14 protein-coding genes are annotated in these 13,838 nt (G+C 67.8%); 6 read left to right on the top strand and 8 right to left on the bottom strand.

The window, feature by feature from the left end; all coding sequences use genetic code 11:
• The first annotated feature begins 45 nt into the window (after positions 1-45).
• Together U5A56_RS28165 and U5A56_RS28160 are read left to right on the top strand one after the other, a co-directional pair.
• Positions 46-1,179 (top strand): methyltransferase, encoded by a 1,134-nt coding sequence (locus U5A56_RS28165; RefSeq protein ID WP_044845910.1) that lies wholly within the window; start codon positions 46-48, stop codon positions 1,177-1,179.
• Between the two features lie 89 nt (positions 1,180-1,268).
• The gene (locus U5A56_RS28160) at positions 1,269-2,159 is read left to right on the top strand and encodes a class I SAM-dependent methyltransferase (RefSeq protein WP_044845909.1); all 891 of its coding nucleotides are present in this window, start codon (positions 1,269-1,271) and stop codon (positions 2,157-2,159) included.
• 115 nt (positions 2,160-2,274) lie between these two features.
• Here the strand turns inward: U5A56_RS28160 and U5A56_RS28155 are convergent, their stop codons facing one another.
• Positions 2,275-2,847, bottom strand: a complete 573-nt coding sequence (locus tag U5A56_RS28155) for a DUF1415 domain-containing protein (RefSeq protein ID WP_044845908.1) — start codon at positions 2,845-2,847, stop codon at positions 2,275-2,277.
• A gap of 82 nt (positions 2,848-2,929) precedes the next feature.
• On the bottom strand, positions 2,930-3,553 hold the full coding sequence (locus U5A56_RS28150) for a TetR/AcrR family transcriptional regulator (protein WP_257775232.1): 624 nt from the start codon (positions 3,551-3,553) through the stop codon (positions 2,930-2,932).
• Positions 3,554-3,770: 217 nt separating this feature from the next.
• Between U5A56_RS28150 and U5A56_RS28145 the strand changes: the two genes are divergently transcribed.
• The 3 genes from U5A56_RS28145 (at position 3,771) to U5A56_RS28135 (ending at position 7,427) form a co-directional block, all read left to right on the top strand.
• A complete protein-coding gene (locus tag U5A56_RS28145) occupies positions 3,771-5,054 on the top strand; it encodes an MFS transporter (RefSeq protein WP_044845906.1) in 1,284 nt (427 codons plus the stop codon).
• 157 nt (positions 5,055-5,211) lie between these two features.
• Complete coding sequence (locus tag U5A56_RS28140; protein WP_044845905.1) at positions 5,212-5,817, top strand: nitroreductase family protein; 606 nt, start codon at positions 5,212-5,214, stop codon at positions 5,815-5,817.
• Between the two features lie 359 nt (positions 5,818-6,176).
• Positions 6,177-7,427: an Hsp70 family protein gene (locus U5A56_RS28135; RefSeq protein ID WP_321925711.1), complete on the top strand. Its 1,251-nt coding sequence runs from the start codon at positions 6,177-6,179 to the stop codon at positions 7,425-7,427.
• A gap of 103 nt (positions 7,428-7,530) precedes the next feature.
• Here the strand turns inward: U5A56_RS28135 and U5A56_RS28130 are convergent, their stop codons facing one another.
• Positions 7,531-7,734, bottom strand: coding sequence for a cold-shock protein (locus U5A56_RS28130; RefSeq protein WP_006477070.1), 204 nt, complete (start codon positions 7,732-7,734; stop codon positions 7,531-7,533).
• Between the two features lie 421 nt (positions 7,735-8,155).
• Here U5A56_RS28130 and U5A56_RS28125 point away from each other — a divergent pair, with 421 nt between their 5' ends.
• A complete protein-coding gene (locus U5A56_RS28125; RefSeq protein WP_044845903.1) occupies positions 8,156-9,754 on the top strand; it encodes an APC family permease in 1,599 nt (532 codons plus the stop codon).
• A gap of 115 nt (positions 9,755-9,869) precedes the next feature.
• Here the strand turns inward: U5A56_RS28125 and U5A56_RS28120 are convergent, their stop codons facing one another.
• From U5A56_RS28120 to prfA, 5 genes are all read right to left on the bottom strand, one after another.
• Complete coding sequence (locus U5A56_RS28120; RefSeq protein WP_059607887.1) at positions 9,870-10,661, bottom strand: DODA-type extradiol aromatic ring-opening family dioxygenase; 792 nt, start codon at positions 10,659-10,661, stop codon at positions 9,870-9,872.
• A 224-nt stretch (positions 10,662-10,885) separates the two neighbouring features.
• Positions 10,886-11,482, bottom strand: coding sequence for a UbiX family flavin prenyltransferase (locus U5A56_RS28115; protein WP_321810682.1), 597 nt, complete (start codon positions 11,480-11,482; stop codon positions 10,886-10,888).
• A gap of 13 nt (positions 11,483-11,495) precedes the next feature.
• Positions 11,496-11,807 (bottom strand): Grx4 family monothiol glutaredoxin, encoded by a 312-nt coding sequence (grxD, locus tag U5A56_RS28110; protein WP_011883132.1) that lies wholly within the window; start codon positions 11,805-11,807, stop codon positions 11,496-11,498.
• A 47-nt stretch (positions 11,808-11,854) separates the two neighbouring features.
• A complete protein-coding gene (gene prmC, locus U5A56_RS28105) occupies positions 11,855-12,715 on the bottom strand; it encodes a peptide chain release factor N(5)-glutamine methyltransferase (RefSeq protein ID WP_321925708.1) in 861 nt (286 codons plus the stop codon).
• Between the two features lie 7 nt (positions 12,716-12,722).
• Positions 12,723-13,805 (bottom strand): peptide chain release factor 1, encoded by a 1,083-nt coding sequence (gene prfA, locus U5A56_RS28100; RefSeq protein ID WP_044845899.1) that lies wholly within the window; start codon positions 13,803-13,805, stop codon positions 12,723-12,725.
• Positions 13,806-13,838: the final 33 nt, after the last annotated feature.

The raw sequence follows: 13,838 nt of genomic DNA, 5'->3' as shown, positions 1-13,838 counted from the left end.
GTCCGGTAGCGCCGCCTGTCTGAAGCCAACCGTAGCCGAGCTCGCGTGACCGATTTCCCCGTTTTCCACTGGACCGACGCCGACGGCGCCGAACATGCCGTGCGCTGGCGTTCCGAAGCCGGCGTGCAGCCGCCGAAGCGCGCCGTGCCCGCCGACGACCGCGTCACCGCCGACGCGGCGTACCGCCTCGCGTGCGAGGGCACCGCACTCGTCTGGCAGGGCGATTTCCAGAATGCGCGCCAGCTCGTGCAGGCGATGGCGCGCCGCGTCGAACGCAAGCCGAAGAAGGCGAAGGCCGCGGTCGGCGTCGACGCGTTCAACCTGCACCGGCTCGCGCAATCGCAGCGCGCCCGCACGCTCGGGATGCTGCTGATCCCGCTCGACGCCGACTACACGATCCCGCTGCGCCGCGCGCCCGACGTGCGCGCCGCATGCGAGGAAGCATACGGCCCGGGCGGCGCGCCGTCGGTCGTGTCGCTGCGCGAATTGCTCGGCCTCGTCGGCGCGCACGAATGGCGCAAGAAGGGCGTGCCGATCCCGGCGCTCGGCGGCGCGCCGATCCATCCGCATTACGGCGTGTTCTCGCCGGTGCGCGGCGAATACGTCGAACTCGTCGCGCGCACGCCGCTGCCCGCGACCTCGCTCGCGTTCGACATCGGCACGGGCACCGGCGTGCTCGCGGCCGTGCTCGCGTCGCGCGGCGTCGAGCGCATCGTCGCGACCGACCAGGATCCGCGCGCGCTCGCATGCGCCCGCGAGAACGTCGCGCGGCTCGGTCATGCCGGGCGCGTCGACGTCGTCGAAGCCGACCTGTTTCCGGCCGGCCGCGCGCCGCTCGTCGTCTGCAACCCGCCGTGGGTGCCGGCCCGTCCGAGCGCGCCGATCGAATACGCGGTCTACGATCCCGACAGCCGCATGCTGCGCGGTTTCCTCGCGGGGCTTGCCGACCATCTCGAACCGGGCGGCGAGGGCTGGCTGATCCTGTCCGATTTTGCCGAGCATCTCGGCCTGCGGCCGCGCGACACGCTGCTGCAATGGATCGACGAAGCGGGCCTCGTCGTGCTCGGCCGCGAAGACATCCGCCCCGCGCACCCGAAGTCGTCCGACGCGGACGACCCGCTGCACGCCGCGCGCCGCGCCGAGGTCACGTCGCTCTGGCGGCTCGGCGCGCGAGCCTGATCGCGTATTTTCGGTAAACTGTCGCCATTCCTCACGAATTCCCGCCGCCGGGCCGTGGTCGACCGACCGTGGCCCGGCGCCGTTTCACGATGTCGAACAAGACCTACGAAATCCGTCCGGAGCAGTCCGTCGAGCTGCTGAAGGAACTGCACATCCTGACCCGCGACGGCAAGCTGAACCAGGACAGCCGCCGCAAGCTGAAGCAGGTCTATCACCTGTTCCAGTTCATCGAGCCGCTGCTCGCGAGCGTGCAGGCCGACAAGGGCGGCGTGACGCTCGTCGATCACGGCGCCGGCAAGTCGTATCTCGGCTTCATCCTGTACGACCTGTTCTTCAAGCAGCAGCCGGGGCACGGCACGCCGGCGTTCGCGTCGCACGTGTACGGGATCGAGACGCGCGAGGAACTCGTCACGCGCTCCACCGAACTCGCCGCGCGGCTCGGATTCGGCGGGATGTCGTTCCTGAACCTGTCGGTCGCCGATTCGATCACGTCGCCGAAGCTGCCCGAAACGGTCGACGTCGTCACCGCGCTGCATGCGTGCGACACGGCGACCGACGACGCGATCCGGTTCGCGCTCGCGAAGCGCGCGCAGCACATCGTGCTGGTGCCGTGCTGCCAGGCGGAGGTCGCGGGCGTGCTGCGCAAGAACAAGGGCAAGTCGCTCGCGAACGCGCTGACGGAAGTGTGGCGGCATCCGCTGCATACGCGCGAATTCGGCAGCCAGATCACCAACGTGCTGCGCTGCCTGCAGCTCGAGGCGCACGGCTACCAGGTGAGCGTGACCGAGCTGGTCGGCTGGGAGCATTCGATGAAGAACGAGCTGATCATCGCGCAGTACAAGAACCTGCCGCGCCGCAAGCCCGGCGAGCGGCTGAACGAGATCCTCGGCATGTTCGGGCTCGCCGAACTGAACGAGCGCTTCTTCGCGCCGGCGCCCGCGGCGGCGGCCGGCGAGGCCGTCGAGCAGTCCGCGGACTGAGGCGGACTGAGGCGGACTGAAGCGGACCGAGGCGGACCGAGGCGGATCGAGGCGGACTGAAGCGGACCGACGTCCGGCCCGGCTGCCGCGCGCCAGCCACCCGCCGTGCGACGCGTCAGACGTCGTCGCCCGGCCGGCGCATCCATTCACGCCAGCCGTCGTGGCCGAGGCGGCGCAGCGTTTCCTGGTTTTTCTCGTAGATCGCGGATGCGTCCGGGAACGCATCGACCGCGCGCGCGATGCTGTCCTCGCGCAGCAGGTGCAGGATCGGATACGGCGCGCGGTTCGTGTAGTTCTCGATGTCGTCGGCTTCGCTGCCTTCGAACCGGTACTCGGGATGGAAGCTCGCGATCTGCAGCACGCCGTCGAGTCGCAGTTGCCGCACGAGCCGCTCGGCGAAGAACAGCGCATCGTTGTAGTCGACGAAATCCGCGAACGCGCGCGGATAGATCACGAGCGTCGTGTCGACCTGCTGCGGATCCGCTGCTTCGAGCGCGCGCAGCTCGGTTTCGAGATCGGCGAGTGCGTCCTCGAGCGTCGTCGCTTCGCTGATCGCGTAGCGTACCTGGTCCTTCACATAGACGCTCTTCGCGAACGGGCACAGATTGAGCCCGATCACCGCGCGCGCGAGCCAGTGCCGCGTGGCGGCGAGAATGTCGTCGTGCGAGTCGGGGCGGGTATCGGTCATGGCGGAGGCGGTCGGGCGAAGCGGCAGCGAGGGCCGCATTGTAGCCGGAGCGGGCACGCCGGGGCGGGGCGTGCGCCGCCCGTCACGCGCAGGCGGCTTCGATCAGCTGCGTGGCCAGCGCGGGCGCGGTGCCGATCGGCGTTTCGCCGTGCCGGTAGGTCTGGCTGGCCGCGTAGATGCCTTCGACGATGAGCGCGAGCGCATCGGCGAGCGCTTTCGGCTGCCGGGCGCCCGCGCCTTCGCACAACTCGACGAGCCGCTTCATCAGCTGTTCCTTGTTCTGCGCGACGCGCTCGCGCGCCGGATGCGACGTATCCGGGAATTCGGCCGCGACGTTGACGAACGGACAGCCGCGATAGTCCTTCTGCGTCGCGCGTTCGGCCAGATCGACGAAATACTGGATCAATTGCGCCTTCGGCTGGCCCGGATGCTTCGCGACGCTCGAATCGAGACGCTCGAAGAAGCACGCATCCATCCGTTCCAGGTACGCGAGGATCAGCTCGTCCTTCGACGAGAACTGGCGGTACAGGCTCATCTTGTTGACGCCCGCGCGCTCCACGACCGCCTCGACGCCGACCGCGCGCACCCCTTCCTTGTAAAACAGTTCCTCCGCGGCGCGCAGCAGGTGTTCCTGCGCGGCGGCCGCGGCGATCGGCTGGCGCGTGCGGCGTGCCGGCGGCTTGTTGGCGGCCTCGATGCCCGACATGATGACCCTCGACTGCGTGGTGAATTGCTTGACATGTTACCGACTGGTCACTACGATCGCAACACACTTGTGACCGAGCGGTAACAATGCCGCCCGGATCGACAGACAAATGCCACGTATCGGCCCGGGTCAGCCGATGCAGCGTGCGGCGGAGGTGGCCCGGAGGTGAGGCGGGGCAGGCGCGCGAGCGCGGGCCCGCCAACTGGAGAGCGACAACATGAACTGGGCAGTGACACGAATCGGCGGGCGCTTCCACTACGGATGGCTCGCGGCGGCGGTGGTTTTCCTGATCCTGCTGGCGGCGGCCGGCACGCGTGCGACGCCGAGCGTGCTGATGGTGCCGCTCGAGCGCGAACTCGGCTGGAGCCGCGCGGCGATTTCGCTGGCGATTTCGGTGAACATCGCGCTGTACGGCCTGACGGGGCCGTTCGCGGCCGCGGCGATGCAGCGTTTCGGGCTGAGGCCGACGATCCTGACCGCGCTCGTGACGATGAGCGCGGGCGTCGCGCTGTCGTCGATGATGACGCAGAGCTGGCAGATGGTCGTGATCTGGGGGCTGATGGTCGGCTGCTCGACCGGCGTCGTCGCGCTGACGCTGTCCGCGACTTTCGTCACACGCTGGTTCCATGCGCGGCGCGGCCTCGTGATGGGCATCCTGACCGCGAGCACGGCCACCGGCCAGCTCGTGTTCCTGCCGATGCTCGCGGCGATCGCGCAGCGCCACGGCTGGCGGCCGGTCGTGCTGGTCGTCGCGGTGGCGGCCGCGATCGTGATTCCGCTGGTCGCGTTCCTGTTGCCCGAGCGGCCGGCCGACGTGCAGCTGCGTCCGTACGGCGAGCCGGCCGACGCGCCGGCGGCGCCCGACGCGACGAAGGAGAACCCGCTCGCGGTCGCGTTCCGCACGCTGCTGACGGCGAGCCGCTCGCGCGACTTCTGGCTGCTGTTCTTCAGCTTCTTCATCTGCGGCGCGAGCACCAACGGCTACGTCGGCACGCACCTGATCGCGATGTGCAGCGACTACGGGATGTCCGAAGTGCAGGGCGCGTCGCTGCTCGCCGCGATGGGCGTGTTCGACCTGTTCGGCACGACGCTGTCGGGCTGGCTGTCCGACCGCTACGACAACCGCGTGCTGCTGTTCTGGTACTACGGGCTGCGCGGGCTGTCGTTGATCTACCTGCCGCATGCGTTCGGCATCGACTTCTTCGGTCTGCCGCTGTTCGCGATGTTCTACGGGCTCGACTGGATCGCGACCGTGCCGCCGACCGTGCGGCTGGCCACCGACGTGTTCGGCAAGGCCGCGGCGCCGGTGGTGTTCGGCTGGATCGTCGCCGGCCACCAACTGGGCGCGGCGTTCGCGGCGCTCGGCGCGGGGCTGCTGCGCGCGAGCCTCGGCACCTATACGATCGCGTCGATGATCTCGGGCGCGCTCTGCATCGTCGGTGCGCTGATCGTGCTGCGGATCAATCGCGGCCCGTCCCGCGCGGCCGCGCAGGCCGCCTGAGCGCGGTGCGCCGGCCGGCCCGTGCGCGGGTGCGGCCGGTCAATGCAGGATCGGTGATTTGCATTGCGCGGGATGACCGGGCGCGCGACGGCTCAAGCGGTTATGCTTGCGGTTCGCCGGGCGTTCGCGCCCTTCATCGATGTCAGCGAGGAACCGCATGTCCGTCAAACCTGCTCCCACCACTGTTTCGATTCACGACCTGATCGCCGGCCGCTGGAGCCCGCGCGCGTATTCGGACGAGCCGATCAGCGCCGCCGATCTGCACGCTGTGCTCGAAGCGGCGCGCTGGGCGCCGTCCGCCTACAACGCGCAACCGTGGCGCTTCATCGTGTTCGATCGCACGCAGGACGAAGCGGCGTTCAAGCACGCATTCGCGACGCTGGTGCCGTTCAACCAGGGCTGGAACGCGCCGGCGCCGGTGCTGATCGCCGTGACCGCGCATACGCTCACGCCGAAGGGCGAGCCGGCGCCGACCGCGCTGTACGATGCGGGCGCGGCCGCGATGTCGCTGGTGCTACAGGCGCACGCGCTGGGTCTCGCCGCGCACCAGATGAGCGGCTTCGATGCGAAGGCGTTCCGCGATGCGTTCGAGATTCCGGCCGACGTCGCGATTCCGGCGATCATCTCGCTCGGCCACTACGGCAACGTCGACAAGCTCGACCCGGTGTTGCGCGAACGCGAAAAGGCGCCGCGCACGCGCCATGCGATCGGCGAGGTCGTGTATGCGGGCGCATGGAAGAAGGGTTTCGACGCCGCGGCCTGATCGCGCAAGCGGGCAGGCGTGCGTCGAGCACCTTGTCCGCACCGGTTGCCGGTGCGCCGCAAGCGGGCAGCGGGGCGCGTCGGGCACCCCGTCTGCGCCTGTCGCCGGTGTGCCGCAAGCGGGTGCCGGGGCGCGTCGAGCACTCTGTCCGAACCTGTCGGCGGTGCGCTGCAAGCGGGCGGCGGGGCGCCTCGGGCACCCCGTCCGCCCCTGTCGCCGGCATGCCGCAGGCGCGCCTGATCTCCGCCCCGGGCCGGTTGCACCGCACCGGCGGCCGCCCCCGGTTGTGATCCGGCGGGCTTCATGTTAAAAAGCCCGTCCTTTCCGTTTTCGCGCCGGCCATGCTGCGGCACCTTCCCATGACTTACTGCGCGATCGATTTCGGCACGTCCAATTCCGCCGTGGCCCTGCCCGACGGCGACGCCATGCGCCTCGCGCCCGTCGAGGGCGACCACCTGACGCTGCCCACCGCGATCTTCTTCAACAACGACGAGCAGACGGTCGAATACGGCCGGGCGGCGCTCGCGTCCTATATCGACGGTTTCGAAGGCCGCCTGATGCGCTCGATGAAGAGCATCCTCGGCTCGCCGCTCGCGGAAACGACGACGGATCTCGGCGACGGTAGTGCAATGGCGTACACGGAGATCATCGCGCGCTTCCTGACGCACCTGAAACGCAAGGCCGAAGCGCGCGCCGGCGCGCCGATCGGCCGCGCGGTGCTCGGCCGGCCGGTGTTCTTCGTCGACGACGATCCGCGCGCCGACCGTCTCGCGCAGGACCAGCTCGAAGCGGCCGCGCAGTCGGTCGGGTTCGCGGACGTGCATTTCCAGTACGAACCGATCGCGGCCGCGTTCGACTACGAGTCGCGCCAGCAGGCCGAGCGGCTCGTGCTGGTCGCCGACATCGGCGGCGGTACGTCGGACTTCTCGCTGGTGCGCGTCGGGCCGGAGCGGATGGCGCGCCTCGAGCGCAAGGACGACGTGCTCGCGCACCACGGCGTGCACGTCGCGGGCACCGACTACGACCGGCGCGTCGAGCTGGCGGCGATCCTGCCGGCGTTCGGCTACCGCGCGCTCGATCCCGAGGGACGCGAGCTGCCGAACCGGATCTACTTCGACCTGGCGACCTGGCACCTGATCAACACGGTCTACACGCCGAAGCGGCTGGGCGAGCTGAAGCTGATGAAGCACCTGTACCAGGACGTGCGGCAGTACGACCGGCTCACGCGCGTGGTCGAGCAGCGGCTCGGGCATGCGCTGATGGCGCGCGCGGAAGAAGCGAAGATCGGCGTGGCGGCGGGCGGGGAGACGATGATCGACCTGAACGACGTGGAAGAGGATCTGCAGATCGCGTTCGACGCCGAACGCCTGGTCGACGCGAGCGTCGACGACACCGCGCGCATCGTCGATGCCGCGCGCGAAACGGTGCGGCTGGCGGGCGTCGCGCCGCGCGATGTCGGCGCGCTGTATTTCACCGGCGGCTCGACCGGGCTCGCGTTCCTGTCGGGTGCGCTCGCCGGCGCATTCCCGGACGCGCAGCCGGTGTTCGGCGATCGCCTCGCGAGCGTCGCGACCGGGCTCGGCATTCACGCGCAGCGGCTGTTCGGCTGACCGGAGGCCATTCTCGATCGGCGGCGGCCGCATGGCTGCCCGCGCCGGAAAACAAAAAGCCCCGCCGAAGCGGGGCTTTTTTACACGAATTATCGCGCCGAACTTAGACCGGACGGATGTTCGCAGCTTGCAGACCCTTCGGGCCCGTCTTCACTTCGAATTCAACCTTCTGGTTTTCTTGCAGCGTCTTGAAGCCTTCGACGCGGATTTCCGAGAAGTGCGCGAACAGATCGTCGCCGCCGCCTTCCGGGGTGATGAAGCCGAAGCCCTTTGCGTCATTGAACCACTTGACGGTACCGGTTGCCATGTTACTTGTTCCTAAAAAGATAAAACGGGGCCGAGGCCCATGGGGTGCGGAAAATCAAGGAAGGGGGTAATGGGACCAACCGGAGTACCGTTGATGGGCGAACTACGAAAGAACCAATTCACTCGCCGCTTGAAATCCTGCAACGTTGTTTATACGGGTAATCGGTCGCGCGGTCAACCGGATTTCCATGCACTCAGGGTTATTGCGGAGTTAAGGTTTACAAACCTTGCAAACGATGCGACTTTTTTGTAGGGGCCGAACGATTTTGGCGCCAACTTGGAGGTGCAACCGTTAAACTACGCGCCGCGTGGACGGGTTGCCCCGATCGGGTGATCCTTCCCCCCAAAATTGCATGCGCGCTGCTGTCCGAGCCGATCCCGGACCGCGGGCCGACCATGCTTTTTGAGACATAGGAGAGGATGTGAAGAGTTCTATTCAACGGAACATCGGCCCGTTTGCACTGATGCTGACGGGGCTGGGTTCGATTATCGGTTCGGGCTGGCTGTTCGGCGCCTGGAAGGCTGCGAAGATTGCCGGTCCGGCGGCGATTTGCGCATGGATCATCGGCGCGGTCGTGATTCTCGCGATTGCGCTGACGTACGCTGAACTCGGTGCGATGTTCCCCGAGTCGGGCGGCATGGTGCGCTACGCGCGCTACTCGCACGGGTCGCTGGTGGGCTTCATCAGCGCGTGGGCGAACTGGATCGCGATCGTATCGGTGATCCCGATCGAGGCGGAAGCGTCGATCCAGTACATGAGCACGTGGCAGTATCCGTGGGCGCATGCGCTGTTCGTGAACGGCGAGCTGACGACACCCGGCCTGCTGCTGTCGGCCGTGCTGGTCGTCATCTACTTCTTGCTGAACTACTGGGGCGTCAAGGCCTTCGCACGTGCGAACACCGCGATCACGATCTTCAAGTTCCTGATCCCCGGCCTCACGATCCTCGGCCTGATGCTGTCGAGCTTCCACTCGGAAAACCTCGGCACTGCATCGAATGCAAGCTTCGCGCCGTACGGCTGGTCGGCCGTGCTGACCGCGGTCGCGACGAGCGGTATCGTGTTCGCGTTCAACGGCTTCCAGAGCCCGGTGAACCTGGCCGGCGAAGCGCGCAATCCGTCGCGCAGCGTGCCGTTCGCGGTGATCACGTCGATCCTGATCGCACTCGTGATCTACGTGCTGCTGCAGATGGCGTACATCGGTTCGGTGAATCCGGCCGACGTCGCGAAGGGCTGGTCGCAGTTCAACTTCTCGTCGCCGTTCGCCGAACTCGCGATCGCGCTGAACCTGAACTGGCTCGCGATCCTGCTGTACGTCGACGCGTTCATCAGCCCGAGCGGCACCGGTACGACCTACATGGCGACGACCACGCGCATGATCTACGCGATGGAGCGCAACAACACGATGCCGAAGATGTTCGGCAACGTGCACCCGATCTACGGTGTGCCGCGCCAGGCGATGTGGTTCAACCTGCTCGTGTCGTTCATCTTCCTGTTCTTCTTCCGCGGCTGGAGCTCGCTCGCGGCAGTGATCTCGGTCGCAACGGTGATCTCGTACCTGACCGGCCCGATCAGCCTGATGGCGCTGCGTCGCGCGGCGACCGACATCGAGCGTCCGCTGTCGATCCCGCTGATGAAGCTGATCGCACCGTTCGCGTTCGTCTGCGCGTCGCTGATCCTGTACTGGGCGAAGTGGCCGCTGACGGGCGAAATCATCCTGCTGATGATCGTCGCGCTGCCGGTGTATTTCTACTTCCAGGCGAAGTCGGGCTGGACCGGCTGGGGCGCCGACCTGAAGGCCGCATGGTGGCTGGTCGCCTACCTGCCGACGATGGCCGTGCTGTCGCTGGTCGGCAGCAAGGAGTTCGGCGGTTACGGCGTGCTGCCGTACGGCTGGGACATGCTGATCGTCGCGGCAATCTCGCTGGTGTTCTACTTCTGGGGCGTGAATACCGGTTACCGGACCCAGTATCTCGACGAGCGCGAGGCGCACGACGAGATCCTTGAAGGGGTCGGTGCCTGACGCCTGACCTGCCACCGGAATCGGCGGTGGCGGAAAGCGCAAAAAAGCCCGTCCGAGCGATGCTCGGGCGGGCTTTTTATTTGTGCTCGGCGCTTGTGTCGCCGTGTCGCGCGATTCAGGCGGCCGCGCTTGCGAACACGTAGTTCGTCATCGCGAGCACGCGTTGATACGTGCCGAGCGACTGGATGCCGAGCTGGTAGTCGTCGTCGGCTGCGCCGAGCGCGGTGAACACCGGCAGCAGGTGCTCGTCGGTCGGATGCATCAGCGCCGCGTGCGGCGCCTGCCGGCGATAGTCGAGCAGCGCGTCGACGTCGCGCGCGGCGAGCTTCGCCTCGAACCAGTCGGTGAATTCCGCGACGCGCGGGTCCGCATCCTCGGGCGCCGCGCTGAAATCGGCCGCGCGCAGGTTGTGCGTGATCTGGCCCGAGCCGATCACCATCACGCCTTCGTCGCGCAGCGGCCGCAGCGCGCGGCCGAGTGCGAAGTGATGGGCCGCGTCCGCACGCGGCTGGATCGACAGCTGCGCGACGGGCACGTCGGCTTCCGGGAACATCAGCAGCATCGGCACCCACGCGCCGTGGTCGAGGCCGTGCTCGGTCGTCGCGGTCGCGATGCCGGCCGCGTTCAGCAGCGCGGCCGCCCGCTCGGCGACCTCGGGCGCGCCCGGTGCCGGGTAGCGGATCTCGTACAGTGCGCGCGGGAAGCCGTAGAAGTCATGGATCGTTTCCGGGTGCGCGGCCACGCTCGCGACCGGCTGCTGCGTGCCCCAGTGCGCGGACAGCATCAGCACCGCGCGGGGGCGCGGCAATTCGGCGCCGAGGTGCGTGAATGCGCCGGACGGCAGCGTCGGGTCGATCGGCAGCGTCGGGGCGCCGTGTGACAGGTAAAGCGAAGGCAAGCGGTTCATGGTGGGGAGCCTGCAATAGTGGGTTGCCTGTGACTATAGGCGCGCACCGGACATTGATAAATCGGCTTGCCGGAATTTGATTGAATCGCGATGGTTGATAATTCGGCCGATTCGGGTGCGCGGGAGCAGGCGCGGGGAGGCTGGGCGCGGCTGGATCGAACCGGAAGGCGGCCGAATCGACGAAGATGCGTGGAGAACGGCGCCGAAGCGCCGCGTCGAGCGGCTTACCGTGCGGGCCGCATGCCGGCCCACGGCGTCGTCATCGGTGCGCTGAGCGCGAACAGGTCGAGCACGCGCGTGACGGTCTGGTCGACGAGTTCCTCGATCGTCTTCGGCATCGCGTAGAACGCGGGCAGCGGCGGAAACACGATGCCGCCCATTTCGGTCACGGCGGTCATGTTGCGCAGATGCGCGAGGTTGAACGGCGTTTCGCGCACCATCAGCACGAGACGGCGGCGTTCCTTCAGCGTGACGTCGGCCGCGCGCGTGATCAGGTTGTCCGACAGGCCGTGCGCGACGCTCGCGAGCGTCTTCATCGAGCACGGGGCGATCACCATCCCGTCGGTTGCGAACGAACCGGACGCGATCGTCGCGCCGACATCGCGTACCGAATGCACGACATCCGCCCGGCTTTCGACTTCGGCCTTCGACAGCTGCAATTCATGCTGGATATTGAGCCAGCCGGCGTTCGAAACCAGTAGATGCGTTTCCACGCCGCCGGCGGCGCGCAGCAATTCGAGCAGCCGCACGCCGTAGACCGCGCCGGTGGCGCCGGTGATCGCGACGATCAGCCGGCGTGGCGGCGCGCTGGGAGATGCCATCGGGAACGGGGCGTTACGCGGCGGCGAACAGTTGCTGCAGTTCGCCCGACTGGTACATCTCCATCATGATGTCCGAGCCGCCGATGAATTCGCCCTTCACGTACAGCTGCGGGATGGTCGGCCAGTTCGAGAATTCCTTGATGCCCTGGCGGATTTCGTCGTCCTCGAGCACGTTGACCGTCTTGAACTGGTCGACGCCGCAGGCTTTCAGCACCTGCACGGCGCGGCCCGAAAAGCCGCACATCGGGAATTGCGCGTTGCCCTTCATGAAGAGCACGACCTGGTTTTCGTCGACGATTTGCTTGATACGTTGTTGGGTGTCCATGACTGACCTTGCGTTGGCGGGGCGTTAGAACGAAATGATAGCGGATTTCAACCGGGCGGGCCGGCCGTCACGGGCCGGCGGCCGCCCGTGGTGCGTTCGATCGCGGCGAGATCGGCGAGCGATTCGACCGCGACGAAGCCGCGTGACACGAGCAAGGCACGCACGGCTTCGGCCTGGTCGTAGCCGTGCTCGATCCAGAGCGTGCCGCCCGGTTTCAGGTACGCGCCGGCGCCGGCGACGATCGTGCGGATCGCGCTGAGGCCGTCGGCATCGTCGGTGAGCGCGCCGCGCGGCTCGAACCGCAGGTCGCCCTGCGCGAGGTGCGGATCGTGCTGCGCGATGTATGGCGGATTGCTGACGATCGTGTCGAACGCGAGCGTCGGCTCGAGCGCGGCGTACCAGTCGCTCTGCAGCCAGTGCAGCGGGCCGCCGGGGCGGCGCGCGTCGAGCAGCTTGTGCGCGTTGCGCCGGGCGACGTCGAGCGCGGCCGATGAGCGGTCGAGCGCCCACACGCGTGCGTCGGGCCGTTCGGCGGCGATCGACACGGCGATCGCGCCGCTGCCGGTGCCGAGATCGAGCACGGCCGGATGCGGGCGACCGTCGATCGCGTCGAGCGCGGCTTCGACGAGGAGTTCGGTTTCGGGGCGCGGGATCAGCACGTCGGGCGTCACATCGAACGGCCGGCCGAAGAATTCGCGCATCCCGACGAGCTGCGCGACCGGCTCGCCCGCCACGCGGCGCGCTTCGAGCGCGCGGTAGCGCGCGATCGCGGCGGGCTCGAGCGGGGCGTCGCCGCGCGTGATCAGCTGCGTGCGGGTCCAGCCGAGCGCGTACGCGAGGAGCACGCGCGCATCGACCGGGTCGAGCGGCGACGCGCGCAGCAGATCGTCGGCGGTGGTGTCGGGCATCGCGACCTCAGTCGGTGTCGCCGAGCGACGCGAGCAGTTCGGCCTGGTGTTCGGTGACGAGCGCGCCGATCAGTTCGTCGAGATCGCCGTCCATCAGCGCCTCGAGCCGGTACAGCGTGAGGTTGATCCGGTGATCGGTCATCCGGCCCTGCGGGAAGTTGTACGTGCGGATCCGCTCCGAGCGGTCGCCCGAGCCGATCAGGCTCTTGCGCGTCGCCGCTTCCTTCGCGTGCTGCTCGTGATACTGCTTGTCCTTGATGCGCGCGGCGAGCACCTTCAGCGCACGATCCTTGTTCTTGTGCTGCGAGCGGTCGTCCTGGCACTCGACGACGATCCCGGTCGGGATGTGCGTGACGCGCACCGCCGAATCGGTCTTGTTGATGTGCTGGCCGCCCGCACCCGACGCGCGGAACGTGTCGATCCGCAGGTCGGCCGGATTGATCTCGACCTCGCCGATTTCGTCGGCTTCCGGCATCACCGCGACCGTGCAGGCGGACGTGTGGATGCGCCCCTGCGTCTCGGTCGCCGGCACGCGCTGCACGCGATGGCCGCCCGATTCGAACTTCAGCCGCGAGTAAGCGCCCTGGCCGGCGATCCGTACGATCACTTCCTTGTAGCCGCCGAGATCCGACGGGCTCTCCGACATCATCTCGACCTGCCAGCGCTGCCGTTCCGCGAAGCGCAGGTACATGCGCAGCAGGTCGCCCGCGAACAGCGCCGATTCGTCGCCGCCGGTGCCCGCGCGGATTTCGAGGAAGATGTTGCGGTCGTCGTTCGGGTCCTTCGGCAGCAGCATCTTCTGCAACTCGCCTTCGAGGCGAACCATGCGTTCCCGCGCGCTGCGAATCTCGTCTTCGGCGAAATCGCGCATCGATGCATCGGCGACCAGCTCCTGCGCGGCCGTCTCGTCGCTGCGCGACTGGCGCCACAGCGCGTACTGCTCGACGACCGGGCCGAGCTCCGCGTGTTCGCGCGTCAGCTTGCGGTACTGGTCGAGGTCGGCCGTGACGTTTTCGCGGCTCAGCAGGTCGTTCAGTTCGGCCAGCCGGATAGACAGCTGGTCGAGCTTGCGTTGCATGCTCGTCTTCATGGTGTGGAGCGACGCTCCCGGACAAAAGGGGTA

The sequence above is a fragment of the Burkholderia sp. BCC1998 genome (genome assembly GCF_905339875.1).
Classification (GTDB): Bacteria; Pseudomonadota; Gammaproteobacteria; order Burkholderiales; family Burkholderiaceae; genus Burkholderia.
Note: the sequence above shows the minus strand (reverse complement) of the source record. Positions and strands in the feature narration are given on the sequence as shown.